This is a genomic window from Vibrio splendidus (assembly GCF_024347615.1).
Classification (GTDB): Bacteria; Pseudomonadota; Gammaproteobacteria; order Enterobacterales; family Vibrionaceae; genus Vibrio; species Vibrio splendidus.
Genome location: NZ_AP025508.1, coordinates 724,121 through 748,377 on the forward strand (window position 1 = coordinate 724,121; position 24,257 = coordinate 748,377).

Annotated in this window: 18 protein-coding genes; 7 read left to right on the forward strand and 11 right to left on the reverse strand. The window is 43.3% G+C overall.

The window, feature by feature from the left end:
* Positions 1 to 86: 86 nt before the first annotated feature.
* Both OCU90_RS03205 and OCU90_RS03210 read left to right on the forward strand, forming a co-directional pair.
* Positions 87 to 1,637, forward strand: coding sequence for a Na+/H+ antiporter NhaC family protein (locus OCU90_RS03205; RefSeq protein WP_061023948.1), 1,551 nt, complete (start codon positions 87 to 89; stop codon positions 1,635 to 1,637).
* Between the two features lie 560 nt (positions 1,638 to 2,197).
* On the forward strand, positions 2,198 to 2,791 hold the full coding sequence (locus OCU90_RS03210; RefSeq protein ID WP_004735131.1) for an acetate uptake transporter: 594 nt from the start codon (positions 2,198 to 2,200) through the stop codon (positions 2,789 to 2,791).
* 176 nt (positions 2,792 to 2,967) lie between these two features.
* Here the strand turns inward: OCU90_RS03210 and OCU90_RS03215 are convergent, their stop codons facing one another.
* From OCU90_RS03215 to OCU90_RS03230, 4 genes are all read right to left on the reverse strand, one after another.
* Positions 2,968 to 4,515: an alanine/glycine:cation symporter family protein gene (locus OCU90_RS03215; RefSeq protein ID WP_061023950.1), complete on the reverse strand. Its 1,548-nt coding sequence runs from the start codon at positions 4,513 to 4,515 to the stop codon at positions 2,968 to 2,970.
* Between the two features lie 456 nt (positions 4,516 to 4,971).
* A complete protein-coding gene (locus OCU90_RS03220) occupies positions 4,972 to 6,327 on the reverse strand; it encodes an MBL fold metallo-hydrolase (RefSeq protein WP_061023953.1) in 1,356 nt (451 codons plus the stop codon).
* A gap of 177 nt (positions 6,328 to 6,504) precedes the next feature.
* Complete coding sequence (locus OCU90_RS03225) at positions 6,505 to 7,272, reverse strand: 1-acylglycerol-3-phosphate O-acyltransferase (RefSeq protein WP_061023955.1); 768 nt, start codon at positions 7,270 to 7,272, stop codon at positions 6,505 to 6,507.
* Positions 7,273 to 7,469: 197 nt separating this feature from the next.
* Positions 7,470 to 8,408, reverse strand: a complete 939-nt coding sequence (locus tag OCU90_RS03230; RefSeq protein WP_061023956.1) for a hypothetical protein — start codon at positions 8,406 to 8,408, stop codon at positions 7,470 to 7,472.
* 256 nt (positions 8,409 to 8,664) lie between these two features.
* Here OCU90_RS03230 and OCU90_RS03235 point away from each other — a divergent pair, with 256 nt between their 5' ends.
* The 4 genes from OCU90_RS03235 to OCU90_RS03250 all read left to right on the forward strand — a co-directional run bounded on the left by OCU90_RS03235 (position 8,665) and on the right by OCU90_RS03250 (position 13,312).
* Positions 8,665 to 9,459 carry a YeeE/YedE thiosulfate transporter family protein gene (locus OCU90_RS03235; protein WP_081089992.1) on the forward strand — a complete coding sequence of 265 codons (795 nt, stop codon included), beginning with the start codon at positions 8,665 to 8,667 and terminating at the stop codon, positions 9,457 to 9,459.
* 46 nt (positions 9,460 to 9,505) lie between these two features.
* Entirely contained in the window at positions 9,506 to 10,234 is a 729-nt protein-coding gene (locus OCU90_RS03240; protein WP_061023959.1) for a DUF429 domain-containing protein, read from the forward strand.
* Positions 10,235 to 10,316: 82 nt separating this feature from the next.
* On the forward strand, positions 10,317 to 11,126 hold the full coding sequence (locus OCU90_RS03245; RefSeq protein WP_061023961.1) for a M15 family metallopeptidase: 810 nt from the start codon (positions 10,317 to 10,319) through the stop codon (positions 11,124 to 11,126).
* Positions 11,127 to 11,431: 305 nt separating this feature from the next.
* The gene (locus tag OCU90_RS03250) at positions 11,432 to 13,312 is read left to right on the forward strand and encodes an ATP-dependent zinc protease family protein (protein ID WP_061023963.1); all 1,881 of its coding nucleotides are present in this window, start codon (positions 11,432 to 11,434) and stop codon (positions 13,310 to 13,312) included.
* 416 nt (positions 13,313 to 13,728) lie between these two features.
* On the opposite strand, the gene OCU90_RS03255 is transcribed toward OCU90_RS03250, so the two are convergent.
* Positions 13,729 to 14,562 (reverse strand): hypothetical protein, encoded by an 834-nt coding sequence (locus OCU90_RS03255; RefSeq protein ID WP_061023966.1) that lies wholly within the window; start codon positions 14,560 to 14,562, stop codon positions 13,729 to 13,731.
* 200 nt (positions 14,563 to 14,762) lie between these two features.
* On the opposite strand from OCU90_RS03255, the gene OCU90_RS03260 reads away from it, so the two are divergent.
* Positions 14,763 to 15,098 carry a hypothetical protein gene (locus OCU90_RS03260; protein ID WP_061023967.1) on the forward strand — a complete coding sequence of 112 codons (336 nt, stop codon included), beginning with the start codon at positions 14,763 to 14,765 and terminating at the stop codon, positions 15,096 to 15,098.
* Positions 15,099 to 15,170: 72 nt separating this feature from the next.
* On the opposite strand, the gene OCU90_RS03265 is transcribed toward OCU90_RS03260, so the two are convergent.
* The 6 genes from OCU90_RS03265 to OCU90_RS03290 form a co-directional block, all read right to left on the reverse strand.
* Entirely contained in the window at positions 15,171 to 18,104 is a 2,934-nt protein-coding gene (locus tag OCU90_RS03265) for a type I restriction endonuclease subunit R (RefSeq protein ID WP_061023969.1), read from the reverse strand.
* Positions 18,105 to 18,252: 148 nt separating this feature from the next.
* Positions 18,253 to 19,533, reverse strand: a complete 1,281-nt coding sequence (locus OCU90_RS03270; RefSeq protein ID WP_061023971.1) for a restriction endonuclease subunit S — start codon at positions 19,531 to 19,533, stop codon at positions 18,253 to 18,255.
* Between the two features lie 12 nt (positions 19,534 to 19,545).
* Positions 19,546 to 21,114, reverse strand: coding sequence for a type I restriction-modification system subunit M (locus tag OCU90_RS03275; RefSeq protein WP_061023974.1), 1,569 nt, complete (start codon positions 21,112 to 21,114; stop codon positions 19,546 to 19,548).
* A 259-nt stretch (positions 21,115 to 21,373) separates the two neighbouring features.
* Positions 21,374 to 22,411, reverse strand: coding sequence for an AAA family ATPase (locus tag OCU90_RS03280; protein WP_061023975.1), 1,038 nt, complete (start codon positions 22,409 to 22,411; stop codon positions 21,374 to 21,376).
* Between the two features lie 142 nt (positions 22,412 to 22,553).
* Positions 22,554 to 22,775, reverse strand: a complete 222-nt coding sequence (locus OCU90_RS03285; protein WP_061023976.1) for a hypothetical protein — start codon at positions 22,773 to 22,775, stop codon at positions 22,554 to 22,556.
* An 80-nt stretch (positions 22,776 to 22,855) separates the two neighbouring features.
* On the reverse strand, positions 22,856 to 24,100 hold the full coding sequence (locus OCU90_RS03290) for a site-specific integrase (RefSeq protein ID WP_061023978.1): 1,245 nt from the start codon (positions 24,098 to 24,100) through the stop codon (positions 22,856 to 22,858).
* Positions 24,101 to 24,257 lie beyond the last annotated feature (157 nt).

Below are 24,257 nucleotides of genomic sequence, written 5' to 3' on the forward strand. Positions count from 1 at the left end.
ATAAAGTTCTGTACAAATGGAGGTTGTGAATTTATATTCAAATTTAATTTATATTTATTCTTTTATTTTAGGGTTAAGGTGTGCCTATGGAACAGACAGATATCACGTCACTCATCCCCATTGTGATTACTTTGGTGTTGTCGTTGGCGACAAGGAATGTGGTGATTGGCCTTTTTGCTGGCGTGCTGAGTGGTGTTGCGATGCTGACTGGCATGTTTAGCGAACTTAACCCGCTTGATACGTTTGGTACCATGGTTAAAGGTTACCTAGTTCCTCAACTTACCGATAGCTATAACGCAGGTGTGATCATGCTGTTGGTGTTCATCGGTGGCTTTGTTGCTTTAATGGAGAAGTCGGGTGGTGGTGTTGCGTTTGCCAAGCGTGTTACTCAATGGGTAAGCAATAAATGCCAAGCTCAAATCTCAGCATGGTTGGGTGGAATCGTTATATTTTTCTCAGACTTAGGCACCCCTTTAATTGTTGGCCCTGTTTTTCGTCCTCTTTTCGATAAACTGAAACTCTCAAGACAGAAGCTAGCATTCATCATCGACTCAACCTCGTCGCCCGTCGCTATTCTTATCCCTTTCATTGGATGGGGCGTTTACATCATGAGTCTGATTCAAAAAGAGTTCACGGCGTTGAATATCAACATGTCTGATTGGGATGCTTTCATCGGTGCGATTCCTTTTCAGTTCTACGCATTCCTCGCGATTTTCATCGTCCCGTTAGTGTCCGTTAAAGGTTTAGACTTTGGGCCAATGGCAAAAGCCGAGCGTGATTGCCAAGCGGGAATTAACTCTGGCGTGAATAACGAATCACTAAATCCGTTCTCGCATAAAAATGCAAAGGCATCTTTTGTCTGGGCACCATTGTTAGTGATGCTGGTGGTGTTGTGTGCGATGTTAGTTCCTCAAGGCTTCCCGTTCCAAAAGGTCGCGGGTTCATCGTTCAGAGCAGCTTTATCATCGGCTTACTTTTTTGCGGCGATTACCTTAATCTCACTCATGGCTTACTACGGCGTAAGAAAGCTGTCTGATGGTGTTTCAGTGTATTTAAAAGGCATGGGAAACATGATGCCCGTAGCGATCATCTTGGTATTGGCGTGGGCGCTAAGCACAGTCGGTAAAGAGTTGGGCGCAGCCGCTTATATTGCCGAGCAAGCACAGAGTGGTTTTCCATACTGGTTAGTACCAGCGGTCGCTTTTTTGTTGTCGGCGATTATTTCATTCGCAACAGGATCGTCGTGGGGAACCTTCGCGATAATGATGCCATTGGTTATTCCAACCGCGATTGCGATTGATGCACCGCTACTCGTCGCAATTGGCGCTGTGTTGTCTGGTGGTTTGTTTGGTGACCATTGCTCACCGATCTCTGAAACAACGATTCTTTCTTCAACAGGGGCAGGGTGTGACCAGTTTGAACACTTTAAGACACAGCTTCCTTATGCGTTGATGAACGGCTCTATCGCTTTGGTTAGTTTTGTAGTGGCAGGCTTTACTGGAAGTGCATGGGTGGTTCTAGGTGCGCTTGTTGCTCAGCTTATCCTTGTGACTCTGTTAGCTAAACGAGATGCGAGTAAAAACGCTTCTTCAGAAGTTCAATCTCAAGTGTCTGAATCTAAACCACAACAAGCGTAATTTAAGATTACAAATGAGAGACTAGATACGGGATGCGAGTAAACGAGTAGCGAAAAGCTCGCTCCCTATCGTTCGTCACTTTATACCTCATATTCCTTACTCTATCCGTCATTCCCTATAGCGAGGTATGAGCATAGTAGGGAATCTCTCGCGTTTACCGTTGGTGTATATATTGAAAGGCAGATTCCAGACATCTCGTCCCTCGATTCCGGAATGACGATCTAATGAATAGATACGGGATGCGAGTAAACGGGTAACGAAAAGCTCGCCCTCTGTTGCCTACGTTTGCTATTAAGGGGGCGCTTACTCAAATCTAAAGACTCTTTTCGCATCTCGTATCTCGTTACTCGCATCTTTTTTATAGCGTGATAGGGAATCTGCTTACTTATAGTTTCTATGAATTAATTAGCGTCGTTATGAAACTAATTTTCCATAGGATCATTTACACAATCTTAGTTTTCGATAACTGGATTACCTAGTTGAGCGGTTTATAGATTAAAATTTTCTTACAAACTTTGTAGATTTTTTTTAATCAACCACTTTAATAAGGTAAATTCGCAATGTCGACCAAACTAGCTAACCCAGCGCCACTAGGCTTAATGGGTTTCGGTATGACCACTATTCTTCTTAATATCCACAACGCAGGTTTCTTCCCAATGGATTCAATGATCCTTGCGATGGGTATTTTTTACGGTGGTTTAAGCCAAGTTATCGTGGGCACAATGTGTTTCAAACGTGGTGACACGTTCGGTACAACTGCGTTTACTTCTTACGGCCTATTCTGGTTGTCTTTGGTTGGTTTGATTGTAATGCCTTACATGGGTCTACCAGCAAGCCCTGCAGCATTCATGGGTTGGTACCTATTACTATGGGGCATCTTCACCGGCTTCATGTTCATCGGTTCTCTATGCTACCCAGTTGCGAAGCAAGTAGTATTCGGTTCACTAACTATCTTGTTCTTCCTACTTGCAGCTCGTGATTTCACTGGCAGCGAACTAATCGGCACTATCGCTGGTTTTGAAGGTATCTTCTGTGGCGCTTCAGCTATCTACTTTGCTATGGCACAAGTCATCAACAACGAATACGGCCGCACAGTACTGCCTGTTGGTGAGAAGAAAGCACCGCAAATGGCAACACAAGAAATCGCTGCTTAATACTCTAACTTGGGAACAGTTAGTTTGTTATAAGCCGTTTATTGGTTATGAATAAAACAAAAGGGGTTAGCCGAAATGGCTAACCCCTTTTTTATGCGTTATTAATAGCGCGAGTTAAAGCGATCTATTTATTAAAGCGATCTATTTATTAAAGCAATCTGTTTGTTAAGGTAATCTTAAGCTGAAGGTTGCTCTACAGGTTTAGTGTCTGCAGTTTCAGCTTCAGGAGACTTGCCTGTTTTACGCTTGTACTTTTCTTCCCAGTAAGTAGCACCTTTAATGCCTAGTTTTACAGGGTTGAATGTGTACTCAGTCACACCTTGTTTCTGCTGTTCTTCGTAGTCTGCTAGAGCTTTAAGCGCAGGCTTAGACATGAAGAAGATGATCAGAATACCAACGATGTTTAACCATGCCATCAAGCCAACACCAACATCACCCATTGCCCATGCAAGGTTAGCTGTTTTGACTGTGCCATAGAAAACCGCAGTGATAAGAACAAGCTTAAGTACGAACATCATGCCAGGGATCTTGATGGTACGACGTAGGTAAGCAATATTCGTTTCTGCGATGTAGTAGTAAGCAAGAATCGTTGTAAATGCGAAGAAGAACAGAGCAAATGCGATGAATGGCTTACCAATACCTGGTAATGCACTTTCAATAGCAAGCTGTGTAAATACAGGACCATTCGCACCAATGTTTGCTGCTAGGTTCTGAACAAGGAACACGCCTTCAGCGCCGCCGTGAACGTTGTAAGCACCAGTGATGATGATCATGAACGCTGTAGCAGAACATACTAGAAGAGTATCGATGTAGATAGAGAACGCTTGTACCAAACCTTGCTGAGCTGGGTGATCGACATTTGCCGCTGCTGCCGCGTGAGGACCAGTACCTTGACCTGCTTCGTTTGAGTAAACACCACGCTTAACACCCCAACCAATTGCAGCACCAAAGCCCGCCATAGGTGTGAATGCATCGCCAAGAATCATTCCGAAAACAGCTGGCACTTGGCCGATGTTTAGCAAGATGATAACGAACGCGATAATGATGTAAGCCAATGCCATGAATGGAACAACAATTTGTGTGAAGTTCGCAATACGTTTAACACCACCAAAGATGATGAAAGCAAGGATGATAGCAACAACAGTACCAGTGAAAATTTTAGCGAAACTGAATGTACCGATAGCTGTTTCAATCATGTCGCCTGAGCCAAATGCAGCTTCTACAGCATTACCAATACTGTTTGACTGAACACCTGGAAGCAAAATGCCACATGCAAAAATAGTCGAGATAGCGAAGATCCATGCGTACCACTTCTGGCCCATTGCTTTTTCAATGTAGTAAGCCGGACCGCCACGGAACTGGCCTTCGTCTTCTTCTTTGTAGATTTGCGCTAGCGTAGATTCTGCGTAAGCAGTCGCGGCGCCAAAGAAGGCTACAACCCACATCCAGAATACTGCACCCGGGCCACCGAAACCGATAGCGGCAGCAACACCAGCAATGTTACCTGTACCTACACGGCCAGATAGCGAAACGGCAAGAGCTTGGAAAGACGAGATGCCTTTTGCAGAGCTTTTACCTGATAGTAGCAAGCGCCACATTTCAAAGAAGTGACGGATTTGAACAAATCGAGTCATGATGGAGTAGAACAAACCTGCACCTAAACATAGGTAGATAAGTACTGGGCTCCAGATTATTCCATTCAAAAAATCAACGAATGACTGCATGAGTATTTTCCCTGTTAGTTTTACTTATGATTGTTTTTCGAACAACACAATACTTCACTTGTAACCCAAGTGTTAAATTATTTAACTGCGCATTAGGATTACTGTGACATAAAGCAAGTTACAGAGGGGGTTTGTTAACGCTTAGTTCTAATTCGATAATCGTTCCATTTAACTTCGTATGCAACTGGTTTTGCTTGCTGGTGTTTTGCAGAGTGAATAAATAGTGATTAATACAAAAAGGGTAACTTGAGGTGTACAGAAGAAAAGAAATTGAGAAAAACAGTGTTCAAATCCGCTTAGCATGAACGGCTGTTATGTGAGTAGTGGGGGGGAGTAAGCTGGAACATATCACCGACATTGAGTCCGCAGGCAGGCCTAAGTGGCTGCATTCTTGAGGGTATGATTACGACAGTTTTAATCTTTATCAAAGAGGATGTCGCGAATTTGGTCGCAACTTCAAACAACCTTGAATCCTTGTTTAAGTAATTCTTGAGCGAACTCAGACTGAGTATTTGGTTCGCCATGTATCAAATGCACTTCTCTTGGTGGAGCGGAAATTCCTGCTATAAATCGGTTGAGATCCTCTTTATCGGCATGAGCCGAGTAGCCAGACATGCCATGAATTTGAGCATTGACCTCAACGTCTTTGTTATCAATAGAAACCTGCATTTCGGCTTGTTGCAGTTCTCGCCCGAGCGTTCCGTGCGCTTGATAGCCCGCTAAAATCACATCGGTTCGTTTATCGGGAAGCAAGGCTGATAAGTAGTTCATTATCCTGCCGCCCTGACACATTCCAGAAGCTGCGACCACAATTGCGGGTTCACCTGTCGACTTAAGGCGATTAACGATTTTCTTGTGCATTCTATGCCCATCAACCGTAATGCATTGTTCAAAAGCGAGTGGGTGACGTTTCAGTTCAAGACGTTGCTTTGCTTCTTGTCCCCACAACTCTTTAAAGCGTCGGTATGAACGCGTCACTTTCTGAGCCATAGGTGAGTCGAGAATAATAGGAATATCGGCGCTGAGTTGATGCTCAAAGATCAGGTTTTCAATATCAAACAACAGTTCTTGTGTTCTGCCGATACTAAATGCCGGGATCAGGATGACGCCTCCATCGAGTAACGAACGGTCAATAATTGCTTTGAGGCGTTCAGAGCGTGAAGCAATATCGTCGTGCGTGCTAGTGCCGTAAGTCGACTCAATAAATAAGTAATCGGCTTGTTGTGGTGGTTTAGGATCCGGCAGCAGTGGCGTGTTACTTGGGCCCAAGTCGCCTGAAAAGACCACCACTTCTTGGTTGGGTAACTTAAGCTCAATATAGGCGGAACCTAAGATATGCCCAGCAGGTTGAAAACGAGCATACAGAGTATTTGGTCTATGATGATTCTTTCCGTCGTTTTGCTGTTTAGAGACAATTGGAAACCATTCCCCATAAGGCTTAGGAGCAATCAACGAATGAATTTTTTTAAGGATGAGTTTGGATTGTTTATGACTGAGCCCTTGCAGTTTTAAGCCATCTTCAATCATTAAAGGAGCGAGTTCGGCGGTGGCTTGCGTGCAATAAATTGGCTGGTTAAATCCACTGGCGAGTAACCAAGGTAACCGGCCAATATGATCAATGTGGGTATGGGTCAGCAGCAGAGCGTTGAGGTGGGAAGTTTCAAATTCAATATCAAGAGAACGTGCGTCCGAACCTTGGGACTCTTTACCTTGAAACAAGCCACAATCGATGAGCACCGCTTGGCCTGAATCTCTTAATTCGTGACAAGATCCTGTGACGGTATGTTTGCCGCCATGGTGAATCACTTCCATCGTTTACTCCCATTGCTCTATAAAGCCATTAACGCCTGTTTTTATTTTGCGGATAAGCGCCGGCATGTAAAACAAGAACAATGAGAGTTGCGATCGTTGAGTGTCTTTTAAAGTAATTGAGCGATGACTTAGTGTATTCGTTGCGAGTTAGCTCTTGTTCCTTCTGTGACTATCTTGTTAGCGCGTAGAAGAACCGTCTGAATCCAGCTCTGGATTTTGTTGAGCCTCTATACGAGCCACTTCGTCATCAAGCTCTGCTATTTTTTCTGCCATGATTGCGTGACAGCGATTGGCCAGTTCTCTTGCGTCGCTGATCTTGTATCCAGACACATCGATAGGTTCAAGCATCTCGGTGATCACAATGCCATTATTAACTCGGTTGAGGTCAATCTTATTGTGTGTGGTGCTGGTACACATCGGGGTGATAGGCACACCGGCTTCAATCGCCATTCGGAAAGCGCCCGTTTTGAATGGCAGTAGTCCACGCCCTTTACTGCGCGTTCCTTCTGGGTAAACCCAAACAGACAGATCTCGCTGATGAATCGCTTCCGCCACTTGCTTGATGGTATCGCGTGCTTTGGATTTATCTTCGCGGTTAATCATGATGTTACCGGTGATCCAATACAGCAGGCCAAAGAAAGGCACATACAACAAATCACGCTTGCCTAAAGAAACGGTACGAGGCCTTAGCATTCCTGGGTCGGTCACAAAGTCTAATATGCTTTGGTGGTTGGATATGTATACGCTTTTTTCTGACGTTGGCGCATTGTCTAGGCCACGCTGCACCAGTTTCACACCGACGATCTTTTGTAGTTGATTGAACCAACGGCAGAAAACGTACACATGCTTAGGGTTCTTGGGGCTAAACAAGCAGTAAACAAAAGCACAGAGGGTGGTGAAAATAATAAACACCGTAGCCAAAATAATACGAAGAACAGCAAGCACAATTCACTCCTTACTCACCGCAAGATTACAGTGATTAAATAGTTTTAGATGCTTGAAGTTTTCACTCTATTTAACCGAATTGCAACAATTAACTGTTATGGGGGGCTTTTTTTAGATCTTTATATAAAACAAGGACTAACAATGGGTGTTTGACACGATCATCGAGCTTACACGTGTTCACCAGTAGGTAGGCATGTTCACCAATACTGTTTATTTGGATCCGACTTTTCTACCCATTCAGGATCTTGACGTGACTCTAAATAGAGTTGTAGGCCGTTATAGGACATGAAAGCTGCAGGGCCACCAAGATGCTCGAAATAGTCAAAATAATCATCTTCGAGTGAACAAAGGTGAGCTAAATCTTTAACGTTATTCATCATTGCCCATTGAATGGCAAATACAGGCGCTATTGAGCCAGAGATACTCACTTCTTCGACATTCGGGTTGAACAGTGAGTTGGCTTGTTCAAGCAGTATCTCTTCTTGTTCAGACTCTTGCTGTAACACCTCTTCGATGATCTCTGAGCGTTTGGTATTAGAGACATTCTTGTTTAGCTTGGCGATTCGTAGTGCGTAGCTAAAACGGTCTGTTGAAACGATATCGACAAGTTGCGATAGCAGCTCTTTGTCTACGCCCGCAGCCTTAGTGAAATAATCGATACATGAATTGATTGAAGCATAGCGAGTACCGTCGAATTCAAAGCCACTGGTTTCGTCGTAGACCTCTATTACAATGTCATCAACCGACAAAGGCCAACCTTTATAGTCGATTCGCTGTTTGGCTATTTGATACATCTTCCAAGCACTGCGCCCAAACCCGCCAAGTGTCGATCCCGAGAAATCTGAATCAATAAGCTCTTGCTCCGTCCAGTTCTCACCGATGCCTAGGTGCTTTGCGTACTTATCGATGAGTGCGTGTTTTATCTGATCGCGCACAGCCCAAATTGAGGTTAGATCCTTTGCATACCTAACACTCGCGCACTCCTTACAAGCCGGTAGTGCAATCGGTGAATAGTCTATCTTGGCAATAGCTTGTGCATTCTTAGGGAATTCAACAACATCATCGGAAGGTTCACCACAAAACCAACAGGTGTGGCGCAGGTTAAATGGGATGTCTATGTGTGAGTATGTGGTCATTAGTCTTTTGTCGGCTAGGTGCTTGAGGTTGGTTTAATTATCAAAACAATTATCCCTGTTCGGGCTTGTCCTTGCACGCTGTTATTGGGTCTTCTGACTATATTTAACCAACGACAATAATAAAATCAACGCAATTCGGAGGCTGTGTATGTTCTTTATTCTCGCTTTGTTCTGCATCTTTCTGGTGGGATACCTCGCCCAAACTACCGGCCTTTGCATGGTTCGGGGCGTTAAAGAGGCGACAAGCGGATCACCAATGTTGATTGTCGCGATTGTGTTTAGTGGCTCATTGGCTTGGGTGTTTATGGCATTAGGATCGGCAGTGGAAGGACGAGCGTTATCTTCTGCGTTTTGGCCGAGTCTGTTTTCTCTGTTTGGTGGTTTTCTGTTTGGTATTGGCGCGGCAATTAATAGTGGTTGCGGAGTTTCGACGGTTAGCCGTTTAGCTCGTGGCGAAGTGGTTATGTTGGCGACCATATTAGGGTGGTTCGTTGCTTGGCTGTTGTTTGCTCCGGCTTTACCGACGGAGTTAAAAGGTTCTCGGTTGGTTTTATCTGATTTTTCTCGTTATGCATTTCTTGGGATCATTTCGTTCATTATTGTGGTGAGTTGCTACTTCATGAATGTGGTAAATCGCAAGTTATGGTTCTCAATGTTGGGGATTGGGTTAATGGCAGGCTTTGTTTTCTTGTATGAGCCACACTGGACGCCAAGTGGATTGTTGAAATCTATGGGGACTTCTCTTTGGCACGGCAAAGCCGAAGATTGGCCAAGCAGCGAGCGCTTTATATTGATGATCTCTCTGTTAGTTGGCATGGTCAGCGCCGCGTTCTTTACTGGGTCTTTTTCTTTGAGGTTTAGTCCGATACGTCGATTTGGCAAACATTTGGTTGCTGGTGTGCTTATGGGCTTTGGAGCCGTAATGGCAGGTGGCGGGAACGATACTCAGCTGTTAGTGGCAATGCCAGTACTTTCTCTGGCCGGTGTTTTTTCTGTGTTGAGTATCATTGTGGGCATATATACCGGAGTTAAGTTGATTCAAAGCCGATAGTTAGCGACAGTACGTAAATAGCATAGGCACGTAATTTGAGAACATAATGAAATACATCGGAATTGATGGCTGCAAGGCGGGTTGGATCGCTTGGATTGTCTCTGGCAATGAGATACCTACGTTTAAAGTGGTAAACACCCTCGATGAGTTGGTTGATGAATTTGCAGGTTCGACGACGTTAATCGATATGCCGATTGGCTTTAGTGACTCGCTCACTCCAGATAGGTTATGCGATAAAGCGGCAAGACGTTTTCTTACCAGTAAGCGTGGCTCTTCCGTTTTTCCTGTTCCGTGTCGTGAGGCGGTTTACCAAACCGATTACATTACGGCGTGTAATACCAATGTGCAGCAGCTTGATAAGAAGTTTTCTAAGCAGACTTGGGGAATTGTGCCCAAGATCCGCGAACTTGATGAACTAATTGAATCTCACCCAAGCCTTTCGATAAGGGAATCACATCCTGAAGTTGTGTTTGCAGCATTGAAAGACGAACCGCTGACGTTTTCCAAACGAACACAAGAAGGCAAAGAGGAACGGCTTTCTATTATTCAGCAACTCGCCCCTCAATGGTGTGACCGCTTGTCGTTGGCCATTTCAAATACCAAGCGTAAAGACGTCGCGATAGATGATATCTATGATGCTTTTGTACTGATGTTGATCGCCTATTACGCTCCGCAATTATCGACCTTACCTGAACTTTCTGATGTTGGTGGAGAAGCGGATGTCGACCAGAACGGACGAGTTCGAGAGATTGTTTATTGGAACAAAACGCGCTAACAAAACGTGCCCTCAATTTGGCTTAATATGCTATTTTCCAACTCCTGCTACTTTTCACTCTTACTATTTTTGAGTCTTTGATATGAAACATTTTATTGTCGGCTGGTTGGCCACTGTGCTCAGTGCTGCGAGTTATGCTCAAGTTGCGCCTATATCTCAATGGCAGTGCGATATGATGAAAAAGAACAATGTATTGAGCAGTGGTGCGCCTGTTGGTTGTGAGCGGTTATCCAAAGTGGATTTCGATTTCATTAATTTCAAAGGGGAAACGCAACAGGGCAATATGATCGTGCTTGATGTTATTGCGCCTGCTGTTGAACAAATCTTTTCAGAGCTTAAACAGCGCAATTTTCCTCTTCATTCCGCTCGCCTAATGCGTGAATTCAGAGGTGACGACAACGCCTCAATGGACGCGAACAACAGCAGCGCCTTTAACGCTCGTCCTATTACAGGCGGAGGAGGTTGGTCGAAACATGCCTATGGTGTGGCAATCGACATCAACCCAGTTCAAAACCCTTTCTTAGACTTCGATAACAACGGACTAATCACGGTAAAGCCATCGCAATCGGCTACCCGCTATGTGAACCGTACTCGCTTTCGTGCTCGTGACGAAATTGAACGCCGAGGCATGGCAGAAGATGTGGTTGAGCTGTTTGCTCATCACGGATTTATGATCTGGGGAGGGGATTGGAATAGCCCCATCGACACTCAACATTTGGAGGTCGGCTCAAGAAAGTTCGTCAATCAACTGCTCTCTAAACCCAAACCTGAAGCCAAAGTGTTATTTGAGCGCTACGTCGAATCTTATCGACAGTGCTATCTCAAAAATAAAGGCGAGAACGCAGAAAAAGCTCGAGCTATCTGTGCAAAGAAAACAGTCGGGACTTTTTAGTGCTATGTTTATCTAGAACCGTTTGTGTTTTAGCAAGTTAAACTCGCTTCAAGTGTGTTTTGAATAGCTAAGGTCAGCGCTTGTCGTTGGCCTTTTTTGTATTCATTTCTCCAATGTAACACTGAGTATTGAACAGGTTATTGGGTATCCATTAGTCAATAATCTACAAGCGAATGCAGCGCAAAGTCATCGGTTTGTCATTGAAAAACTCATAGCGTTAACGTTTTGTGAGAACCATTGCTGGTGGGGGAACTCTTTGCCGAATCGCCAGTATTATTAGTGAACTGATCACAACGGACCAACTAATGAAAAAGATACCTTTGGCTCTAACTCTTTTAAGCACTCTACTTTTTTCACAATATTCTTTGGCTACAGACACTTCACACACCACTCAAAACCCGACTTACGAACTCGATGGAAAAGCGGTACTAGGCCGTACGGAGAATGTGTACCTCTCTAGTGTTCAAGGGCTTAAAGACGTTCCTTTCATTGGTAAAATCGACACCGGTGCAGAAACCACTTCTATGCATGCGGAAGATATTCATGTGAAGAGCACGAATGCCGACTACAAAAACCTCAAAGACAAAGAGTTGATGGCGGCAATAACCGAAGACCTGTTGAACAATTCCGATGTTGATTACGATGATTGGGATGGCAGTACCTTTGCGAAATATGAGGCTGTGGTGTCTTTTAAAGTTCAAAACCCGCGCACGGGAGACATGGTATTAATCGAAGCGCCTTTAGAGCGTGTCAGCATGATACGCAGTCGCACCAGCAGCACGCCTTTGCTTCGTCCTACCGTAAAAATGTCGCTCACCATTGCAGATCAAGAGCTAAAAACCGATGTTAACCTGACCGACAGAAGTCACTTCTCTGCGCCAGTGCTGATCGGCAAAACCTTTCTTGCTGACAACGCCTTAGTGTTTGCAGGTTATGACTACTTGCAAGAGCAGGAAAACGCGACGGTTGTTGGCCGAAAAGAGGTGGTGTCTATCTCTGGAATGGCGATGAACGCGACGTTCTCATTAAAAAATCGCTACAGCATCCTTCATGCAAAAGACATCGACATAGATAAGAAGAACAGTGAAGTGACGTTTGATATGTTCGACAACGATGGCAAGCAGCAAGAGATGACACTGCCATTAGTTCGTATGTTAAGCGTGAGTGGTAAGAAAAGACCTTTGGTGTATGTGCCGGTTCAACTCGATGAAAACACAACTAAAGACGTTCTGGTGTACCTACGTGAGCGCTCGAGTAGTGAGTCGCAGTTGAGATTTGGTACCAGTACCGCCAGTGAACTTTTCATGATTGACACCAATGCAGAAAATATTCTTTCTGAAGGTTCAGAGAGCTTTAGTGATGTTGCTAAAAAGAGTGAACCTTTGGTTATTTCTCCAGAAGAGGACATCACCCTTGATGACTTCCCACTCAAGGCCGTTGCCTCTTTCACTGTCAACACGCCTCTGTTGAAGGTCGACAGTTTTGAAATGACAGGTAAAGGCAAAGATGCCTCCGTTGAATTTTATCTTACGGATGTAAATGGTGAGAAGCAGAAGGTGACCAAGCCAATTATTAAGAAGCTTAAAGTCGGTGATGATACTCGTCCGGTAGTGAGTGGTGAGTTTGCGGTCTCTGGAAACGTTCGTACGCAAGAGTTTGCTATCGATGTGCTTAACAGTAATGAGAAAGAGGCCTACTTCATTTTAGGTAAGAAGATGGCAAAAGACGGAGTGTATGTGAACACTCGATCTGACTACCTTTTGAAAGCTGAGCCTTTGTTTAAAGTTGGGCACATTGAAGTGGTTGAAGTGAACGGCATGAAGTTCCCGGCCAAGCTCGACACGGGCGCGGATGTGAGCTCAATGAACGCAGTCAACATCAAACGATTTAAGAAAGACGGCCAAGACATGGTGAGTTTTACCTATCAAAACAACCAAGGCGATAAGCAAGATTTCACCAAGCCAGTGATTGATGTAATGCGCATCAAAGCCAAGAAAGGCGAGAAGGTGAACATTCGTCCTGTAGTAGAAATGAAGGTTAAGCTCGGAGACCTAGAGAAAGAGGTGAGGGTAAACCTTCAAGATCGCTCTCGCTTTGAATACAGCATGATCTTAGGTAAGAACTTCTTAAAGCACGGCGCAGTAGTGAGCAGTGATGAAGATTACTTGTTAGGTGATATGGAGTAACACCTAAACTTATCTAAGTTCGTATCAGAACAGTTCTAAACAGCCACACATTTCAGCAACGGGATGTGTGGTTTTTATTGAGTGTCCGGTTTTATTGTCGGCGTGCTAATGGTAACTCATTGTTATTAATGTAATTTGTCATATTGTGGCAAGTAAAATAAAGATAAAAAAAGGGCCAACTCTTTCGAGTTGGCCCTTTCCAAACGTTTGGTGGAGCTGGCGGGAGTCGCCTTCAAGTCCCTTAAAAATCAGTAACTTCAATATGTTAGGGTGTTTGTGTTTTATGAGAATAACCCTTTAGTACCTCATCTTAGTACCATATGAAGCTAGTATCAATATCTAAGCGCAGGTTCATAAGTATGGATGCCAGTTCAGTTCCTTATTTGGGAGTTGAACCGATATCTATACTGAGCTAATCATTTAATCTGACTCTTAACGATGTTGATCCTTTCCAACTGCGATGCACTGAGTGAGTGCTGCTTCAATTGTTCATAGCTTTTTAATAGCCTATTTTGTTGGCGTCGAATTTGTCGCTCATTTTGCTCTTCTTTTGCGTTTAACCACTTTTCAAACTGCGTTTGCATCTGCTTGATGAGTTTTTCAATTTCAAGGGCTTCGGTGGCTTTTTGGTGTTGGTATTGCCAAGTTGATAGCCTGCGTCCTTTCTCTTTTTCAATTGGCTCATAGCTCCGGTAGTCTATACCGACATGTTGCAAGACAGCGCTGTTGAATGCTTGTTTAATGACTTTTGTAGCTTTTTTCTGTTGTAGCTCCGTGAGGACTCGATTACCAACAACCTTACCAATCATTAAATGCACATGGTCGCCACTACCTTTGTTTCCTTGTTGCTCCTGCTGATGCAATACTGCTCGAATTTGTTGTCTGTATTGGGCAAACTCAGATTTGTTGAGTCGACAAAGTTTGGCTAAAGCCAATGCGCACTCTTTTACAATGGACTGCCACTGAGTTTTAGTAGGTCGGTAGCCTTTTGGTAGTGTGAGGCAATATTCCATCGCATAGGTCGCTAGAGGCCGTCCTCCACGACGGTTGTAGAGTTGTTGGTTGAGTCGAAATTGCTCACCAGAAATTGCAATTCGGTTTGACGTTTCGGTGCAACCGAACAGGGAAATGAGTGCTTCAGTGTGTTTGTGGTTCACGTGTTTCGGGTTTAAATAATAACGTTCTCTGATTAACACACCGTCGCTACCGAGGCGCACGGGTTGTGTCGTTACAGTCCAGTTTTTAAGCATATTGATATGTTTTCTATAAGCTTAAAAACTAAATTCAGTGATTTCAAACAACCAGCACTTAACCTGTATACCCGATGGTTGGTTCCAGATAGGACAACCCACTTCGTTCCTTCGTTGTCCACTGGTAAGAAGGGGCTTCCCTTCTTAACTACCCTTCATTTGTAGTTGATGATTTATGTTATTACACTTGAAATAAAACTATGAATCATAATTCTCCAATAGCACTGGCTGTAAAGCTGGAAGAATGCCGACAAACAACAATAGACGATTTAGTTATCAATTTGTGCGTCGAAGCTGAGTTCTTAACTAATCAAGATATCAAAAAAAACTCAGGCCGATACCAATGGGTTGTCAAACTCACAGAGCACTGTAAAGATGCGATGGCGTTGGAAGACGTGATAGAAGGGGAGGTTAGTGAGTCTCTCAATTCCTCAAATTGGGATTCGATTATGGCAAGTAAGAAGAAACAGGCTGATGAAATTGTCGAGATAATAGCTAAGCAAGTTATGTTAGCAATTCCTCCTTATAGAGCTTAATAGGTTAGTTGATACAATAGTCTGAGGGAGTTACTCCCTCAGACTATTTTCTTTCTCGACAAGCTTGTTTTGTTAATGAAAACCTTCGATAAAGGTCGCAGCGAACCCTTTCAACCGTTCAGCGATACGAGGAAGGATTGTGCGGCGTGTTCTAAAAGTCATCTTCTCAGTTGTTAGCTGAGCAATGTCATCTGACTTCAAGCTCTCCACATTCAAACCATTTTCTATGTTCGTTACCATTTCACCAAACTTATCGGAGTCGAGCTTCTCTTCCTCGGCAATTTGGCTTATTTCCTTTTGCTTCTGCTCTTCAATGTATTCATCGAATTGTTCGCCTTGTACTAAGCCCTGTAAGCTCTTTTCGATAAACCCTTCAATCAGGTGACGCTTACTGTGAAGTGTTGGCTCAGATGCGAGCAGGTTTGCGATAACCTGACGTTTCTTATCCTTGGCGTCATCACATGACTCTTCTAGCATGGTTTGTAGAAGGTGACGTATGTAGCCTACATTCACGTTGTCGCGTTGAAGCAGCTCTAATTCAAAGTCGATGTCAGCGAGGATTGATTCTTTATCCGTCGGGTTGCCTTTCAACTCTCTGGCTAAATCACCGTACTTCGAGGCGTAATCAACAAACTCTTGTTCTGAAATACCTAGTGCTTCTATGTCGAAATCACTGAAAGTTTCAAGCTGGTTTTTCAGGCGCATTAAAATACGGAACTGTTTAATGAACCCTGCTTGTATGTCTTCATCTGGCAGATCATCAACACTCTGCACATCTGGGGCTATTGCTTTTAACGCTTCAAGCGCTTTGGCGAAGTCTTCTGTCAAACCTCCAAGGTCTGGTACTTCGATGTACTCTGTCGGTTGTTTATTTGAAAACAGTGCAAACGCTTCATCGGCTTGTGGCTTCAAGTTGCGGTAGCACATTACGTTACCGTGAGATTTCACCGTGCCGTTCAATCTATTGGTACGAGAGAAGGCTTGAACTAAACCGTGATACTTGAGGTTCTTATCCACATAGATAGTGTTTAGGCTCGGCGCATCGAACCCCGTAAGGAACATGTTCACTACGAGTAAAATATCCACTTCACCATTTTTGGTACGATTAGAGAGATCTTTGTAGTAGTTGTAGAAGCTGTCGGTATCTTGGGTTGAATAGCTCGTGCCAAATTGTTCGTTGTAATCACCAATGTACGAATCTAGCTTGTCTCGACTATGCACTTTCGCATTGGCTTCCGCTAAGCCTTTTACGTTCACTTCCCCTTCAAACTCTTCCGCTTCATTGACACCATAGCTAAATATGGTCGCAATGTTGAGCTTGTGCTTACCTTCCGCCTTGAGAGCCTTAAAGGTGTCGTAGTAGGTGATTAAATCAGGGACACTCGCCACACACAGCATCGCATTGAACTTATGTTTGGTCTTGAACTTATGAATGCCAATGATGTGCTCACAGACTTGTTTTATGCGCTTAGGAGAGCTGAAGAACTCCGATATATCAATGCTGGATACATCGGCATCTAAGCCTGTTTGTTTGTGCTTTAGCTTGCCGTAATACTCGATGGCAAAAGGCAGTACGTTGTCATCTCGAATCGCATCGACAATCACATAGCTGTGCAGACGTTCACCAAACAGATCTTTGGTAGTTCTCTTTTGAACGCCCTTACCTTCCACTTTTTTAGCGGTGGCGTTATCGGCAAAGATAGGCGTACCCGTAAAACCAAAGAGCTGAGCTTTCTCGAAGAACTCAACAATATTCTGGTGGGTTTCACCAAACTGACTGCGGTGACATTCGTCGAAGATGAAGACCACCCGCTCTTGGCGTAAGTGTTCCACTTGCCCTTTGAAGCGAGGCTTGGTAATCAGGTTATTGAGCTTTTGAATCGTGGTGATCGTCAGCTTGTTGATACGATTTACGTTACTGCTGTAGATCGGTGAGTATTCGGCAACTTGCAGTAGCGCCTCACTATCATCGGCACTTTGTGATGTGGTCGCTCTTGTGGATTGGGGTACAGGTCGAGATCCGAGGAACTGGTTTAATAGACTCTTAGTATCACCTGTACTGTCGACACTGCCTTTTAGGAAGGCATCAAACTCTCTAGCGGTTTGGTAGTCGAGGTCTTTACGGTCGACCACAAACACCACTCTGTCGACGTTATCTAATCTCGATAAGATTTGAGCGGTTTTGAAACTGGTTAGGGTTTTACCACTGCCTGTGGTATGCCAGATATAACCATGCTTATCACTGGTCTTAACCTGCTCTACAATCGCCTCTACTGCGTAAAATTGGTAAGGGCGTAGCACCATTAAAAACTTACCCGTTTCATTCTGAACGATGTAACGGCTGAGCATCTTAGTCAGATGTTCTTTATTCAAGAAAGCATCCGCAAATTGGTGCAGCACATTAATCTTGTTGTTATCGACATCCGTCCAGTGGAAGGTCTGCTTGAATGACAACTCACGGTTGTTTGAGAAGTATTTGGTATTCACACCATTGGATATCACAAACAACTGGATGTAGTTAAACAGCCCGCCTTCTGCACCAAAAGTATGCTTGTCGTAGCGTGTGATTTGGTTGAATGCCTCAGCCATTTCAATGCCACGACGTTTAAGCTCTATCTGCACTAACGGCAAGCCGTTCACCAAGATAGTCACATCGTAGCGATTCTCATATTTACCGTGCATGGTGACTTGGTTCGTCACTTGGAAAATATTCTTTGAGGCATCGGTATTCAACAAAGTGAGGTAGCTGATGGTGCCATCGTCATGCACTACATCGACCTTACCTTTGAGGCGTTTGGATTTGTCGAAGATGTTACCTTTCTCAAGGCTAATGAGCACATTCTCAAATTCACGCTTGGTTAGCGTTAGGTTGTTCGCACGCTCAAGCTGTAGCTTTAGGTTAGCTTTAAGCGCGGCGGCGTTCTCTATCTTGACTGGTTCAAAATTCGCTGCGGTAAGCTGGGCGATTAAGTCATTTTCAAGTTTTGCTTCTGATTGTGTGCTCATAGTTCTTCTTTTTCTAAATCCATTTATTTAACGCAGATAATTGGGCAGTCAACAAGGCAGCAATTGAACGAAGCCCTAGGAGCATAATGCGCTATGTGACGAGGGTGAGCGAAAGCCGCTAACGCCGTTGACGGTTCAATTAGCAAAGTTAAACGAACATCTGTTGCAATAAGCCTTTCTTCCACTCTTTGGCTTTCTCTAGCTCAGAGTTAGCTAGCTCTATTTTCCTATCGATAGATGATAAAAAATTGCTCATCTTGGCTTGTTCCCCCAATGAAGGTACTGAAATATCAAATTTCGACATTGCTTCTTGTGACATTGTTGGAATTGCACCACCCACTATAAATGCTTCAATTTGCTTTTTAACATTACTAGTTATAAGCAACCTTGAAAGAAAATATCCCGACATTTTTGAAGCTTCTGCTTTTATAACCACTATCTGCGGATTGATAGTCGATCGTTCCTTTACTTCGCCAACAAAAGCAGATTTCCCATAAGTAGAACCAGTCTTCACAAACAATATATCTTGAGGTTTTAATTGAATTTCTGGGGATTCATCATATTTAAAATCCGAAATTCTAGTCAGTTTCGAATAATTAAGTTGCCCACCAACAATATTCGTTGGACTAAACGCTATCGCACCTCCATGTTCCACAATATCATTTACTGTATAGCCTCTGTACCCTATGCGACCTTTGATCTGTGCAATATCACCCAACGTCTTCTCTTCCCAATCAGGAAACTCGCTGCCATCACCAGCTTTGAATCGTAGCGTAGGTGGTGTGAAGGTAAGCAGCCCGTCTTGCTCGTGCCACTTGCCATTGAATAACTGCTGCATCACCCCTTTTTTGTACTCGGTGAGCTTGTCTTTCTTCTCTGACAGCAGTCCAATCTTCTCATCGACCTTTGATAAGAAAGAGGCGATTTTTTGTTGTTCAGGGAGGAGGCAGTAAGTAACTTTATACTTATTCAAGAAAGCTTTATTGACGTTCTTTTGCGCACCGGGGTCTGCGATATTGTCCATCTTTCTTTGATGGGTCGATAGGAGGAAATGTAGAAAGTATGGGTCAGTATTTACAGGCTCCAGATTAATCAAACTGTCTGGACAAGCCATTGGTATTTGCAGCACACCTGTATAGCCAATGTTCGCAGCAATAGTTATAAGCACTGTATTTTCAGCGAACAATTTACTTACGCCTAACCCTTTCTCATTCAAAGTTTGAGTAAAGTTACGTATATACCCATTCGAATTTGCGACGTCACTAGTTTGCACAAATGGAATGTTACCGTTGTAATATATAGGGTTATTCCGTGGTCTAGGTGTAAACTTACCTCGTTCGATTTTTGCGATTTTAGGTAGAAAATTTGACGTCCACTCAGCTTCAAACTCACCAAACCTCAGCTTCGGCACATTCGTTTGTTCAGTCATAAAATACTTCCCCTAGAATGGTGCTTTGATATTAAGCTGAGCACAGAAATCAGCGATATCTGCATCCACAGAATGCATCTTGGTTTCAAGCTCAGTTAGCTCTGTTGCTACCGCATCAAGGTCTACTGTTTCTTCTTCTTCAAAGGTGTCTACATAGCGTGGAATGTTGAGGTTATAGTCATTCTCGGCAATCTCAGACAGCTCGGCAACTTGCGAATATTTATCGACTGATTCGCGCTTGCTGTAGGCTTCTACAATACGAGTAACGTCTTCTTCACGTAGATAGTTTTGAGCTTTGCCTTTTTCGAAGTGGTTAGACGCATCAATGAACAAGACGTTCTCTGCGTGTTGTCTTGTTTTCTTGAATACAAGAATAGAGGTTGAAATACCCGTACCGAAGAAGATACCCGCAGGTAAGCCAATGACGGCATCGAGATAGTTTTTGTTCTCGATAAGGTGCTTACGAATATGACCTTCAGCCGCGCCACGGAAAAGAATACCGTGAGGCACAACAACTGCTAGGGTGCCTGTCTCGTTTAACTGGTGAACCATGTGCAGTACAAAAGCAAAGTCAGCCTTAGTCTTAGGTGCAAGTTTACCGTAATCAGCAAAACGCTCATCGTTTAGATGTAGATCATTTGCGCTCCAGTTAGCAGAGAACGGAGGGTTGGCAACCACGGCATCGAAACGCTTATCCAAGTGCATTGGGTGCTCTAGGGTGTCGTCGTTCTTAATGTCGAACTTATCGTAACGCACACCATGCATTAGCATGTTCATACGAGCAAGGTTAAAGGTGCTTGGATTTTGCTCTTGTCCACAGAACTCTAGGTTGGTGCTTTGTCCTTTTTTAGACTGGATCTCTCTCGCCACGCGCAACAGCAATGAACCTGAACCACAGGTTGGGTCGTAAACGGATTTTACATCACCACTTAAACTAACGAGCTTAGCAAGGATTTTAGAAACTTGTTGAGGGGTATAGAACTCACCTGCTTTTTTACCTGCACCTGAAGCAAACTGACCAATCAGGTACTCGTAGGCATCACCCAGTAGGTCTATCTCGGTATTATCGATTTGGAAGTCGATGTTTTCTAGATGAACCAACACTTGGCAGATAAGCTTGTTGCGAGCGTCTGGGTTCTTACCTAACTTGCTAGAGTTAAGGTCGAGTTCTTCAAACAACCCATTGAAGTCATCGGCAGAATCAGCAGAGGTGGTCGATTGCTCTATATCGTTAAGGACGCGGCTTAGCTCATCAAGAATGAACTCAGACTTCTCGCCACGCTTAGCAAGGCTTGAGAATAGCTGCTTAGGGGCAATGAAGTAGCCAAGGTTCTCGACACACTCATCATGCAGTTCTTTAATCAGTTCATCATCAGATTCAGCGCTATTTTCACCAGAGAAAGTGATGCCATCTTCAGCAAGCAGTTCATCACAATAACGGTTCAGTTTGTCTGATAGGTACTTGTAGAAAATCAGCCCTAAAATGTAATCACGGAAGTCATCGGCTGACATATTGCCACGCAGAGTATTGGCGATATTCCAAAGCTGTTTTTGCAATTCTTGTTGGTGTTCACGAACCATGATGTGCCTATGGGTTTAGTTATGACGTTAGTTGCCGTCATCTTACCCAAAATCTAGGTTTTTGTCTTTGAACACCACACATAATCACAGTGCAAAAATACTTTGGAATAGGGAGTTAGAGGTTTTTGAGGGAGAGCTGAAAGGATGGTATTTTTAGGGAGGAGGGGAGCCAGCGTGAATTACTGGCTCAAGCTCTAGGACATTCCGTTCTTTCAGTTGATTAAATAAACGTAAAGAACGGAATAAACGGTTATAGGCGCTAGGGGGCGCTGATGATGTAGTAAAATTTCTTACGCCCAGTTTTGCCACCCATCTTAAAATCAATGAGCTTGCCTGAGAGCTTATCAATGATTTCAATACACTTGTCACGACCATAGTTAGTATGTTTTACCAGATGATCCCTTAGTTCGGTTTTGTCTGATTCAGTGCTGCTTAATAGGTTGGTAATGAGTGAAATAGCATCTTGATACTGATTGACAAACCTTAAGTGATTGCTCTCTTCATCACGCAAAATCTTCTCTTGAGAGTAAGTCTCAGAGTCGACGTTGTAGACAGAATCAACCATATCACCGTAAGGCATGTCTTTTGACTTCTCATAAACGTATGTGAGTTCGAGGGCATTGTTGCCTCGAAGCTTCTGGTTGGTCAGTTTTATGTATTTAGTTTGTAGTCCTGTTTTGTCAATTTTCTCATCTTCAATTTCCATCATGTAGACGCAATCGACATCTTCTTTAAGGTCTGATGTTCCTGAGTAAACAAGGTTGTTATTCAAATCTCGATTCTTGTTAGTATGCCCTAAGCCAATGAACGTGCCGCCTTTAAGAATGAACTCGCTCAGTTTGATTCCGAAGCTACGCATAAGTTTTTTATCCATGGTATCGGCGAATTTTTTCAGTGTGTCGACAATGATCACTGCATGCTTCGCATCATCATCGGTAACTAAACCGTCTAAAATTTTTAATAGAGAATTTGACTCGAATCCGTTGTAACCGGGAGTGATAACTTCAACCCCAATGCTGTCTAAAACTTCTGTTTTTTCTATCACGCCATTTTGGTTGTCGTCGGCATTAATGTAGAAGACATGTAATCCATTTAGTCGGCCAGCAGTGCGGGCTTGTTTAAGTTGATTAATGATCAATAAAGTTTTACCTACATTCGGCGGGGCAAAGAATATGTTTGATTGCCCCTGTAGGAGTAGTTGCTCAAAAATAAAGAAGCTTTCGACGGACTCTTTTTTGATTTTTGCTAGATCTTTATTAATTGAAAAGGCATTAAGCATTGCCAAAGTATTTTTCATATTAGTTATATAACCAGATTCAATATTTAAGTAATGGGAAGCCTCTGTGTGAGACCGTTTCTGTGAGATAAGAAGCTGAATTTACTTGTTCTCAAATTAAGGCGAGCCCTATGACTCGCCAGAAAGTTCTGATGTGTGAGAATTAACGAACGCGGTATGGGAAATATTTGAAGCCGTTTTCCATCACGAATATCTTGTCTTCATCATTGATCACCCAGTGCAGCCCTGCGTCAGCCCAGTCTCCATTAGATTGTTGATATTCCACCGAGAGGATGAAAGACAGGTAGTTACCATTGCGGTCTGTGTAAGCGCGTTCTAGTGGGTATTTGGTGCGGATATTGCCGTGAGTGCTGTATGAGTACATGTGATTTTTTCCTTTATTTAGGTAACAGTGATCCCTCCCCGATTATTGGGGATAGGATTAAAGTGGGTTTAAATTAAGAGTTAAGCGGCGGATTTCTTCTGCATGTAAGGCAGTACAGAAGCCGTATGTGATGTATCAATCCTGTTTACAACCGGAGCTAGTATGGCTGGGCTGTACTGGTAGCTATATGTGTCGAATGATTCAGAACCGTGCTCAAGACCAATGACAGACTTAACTAATTCCTTTGATGATTTTTCTACCTTTTCGGCGTTCTCATGCCCTGCAATAGATTCGACAAGCTCCATAGAGACTAATTTCTGCTTTAATTCATTAACAAAATTATGACGAAATGAGTGAGCATTAAATCCTTCTCCTGATTGGATACCGATTTTTTCACGACGGCGTTTAAACCATTTTGAAGCATTATGTGAAAAGTACCCATTAGTAGGTGTCAGTTCAGAAAATACCTGACCATTCTTTTTAGAATTCACAAACTCAATAAAGCCTTTCTTTAGCAGCTCATCATGTAAAGGAACAAGTCTAGTCACACCTGTTTTAACACTCTGATTTTCAAAGGTTTCACGAATGATGATGCAATGAAAACCGTCAGCAATAACAACATCATCAACCCATAGTTGGCATATTTCATTGAGCCTTGCCCCTGTATACCGTAATAGCAGAGGAACCCAGTAATAGTATGGATGCAGGTATTTATGCTTTTCATAGTCGGAAATTGAGAAAATATCTTGTAAGTGCTTTTCTGTGAAAGGGAAACACTTTTTTTCTTTATTGGTTTTCGCAGTTGGCAGTTTGTAAAAAACATTATCAGTAACATAGCCGTGTGACTTAGCCCAAGCCAAGAATGTAGACATTTTCTGGAAATGCCCCTTAGCCGTAGATAGCGCAATGTAGTCTTTAGGTTCTAACAAGGATTCATTCCTCGCAATTAAATCGAACCCTTCTAGCCCTTTAAACTCTTTATACTTTTTGGGGTTTTTAGGCCTATAGCAATAGGCGTGGGCAATCTGCTCAGCACCAAGGCGATCAAGCTCATTGAGTTCTGGGAAATCCATAAAATGAAGGAAAATTTTAAGGATATTCTTATCTTGGTTAATATTTTTACGCTTTGATTTTTTGAGTTGAAGACGGTATTTAGTGTACTCATCCAGAATTTCAAAGCATGTTTTACGTTTCACCACCTTATGAGTTTTGCGAGTCGGACGCTCGAATGTTATCGATTCAGTTCCTGAATTGGTCATGATGTTGTAGTTGTGAATTACTTGATGTGAAGCATCACTAGCCGAAGATGAAGTCGCTAAAGACATTCTTTATCCTTAAATTTACTTAATTAGTTTGTCTCCAATTAATGTAGAGTGAAAGGAGGGGAGTTGTAAATAGGCTGCCTTGCCTCTTAAGTTGTTGATTTTTATGTCAATGCAAAAGTCAATGATTATCCTCTTTCTCATCCTGCTGCAAGTATGT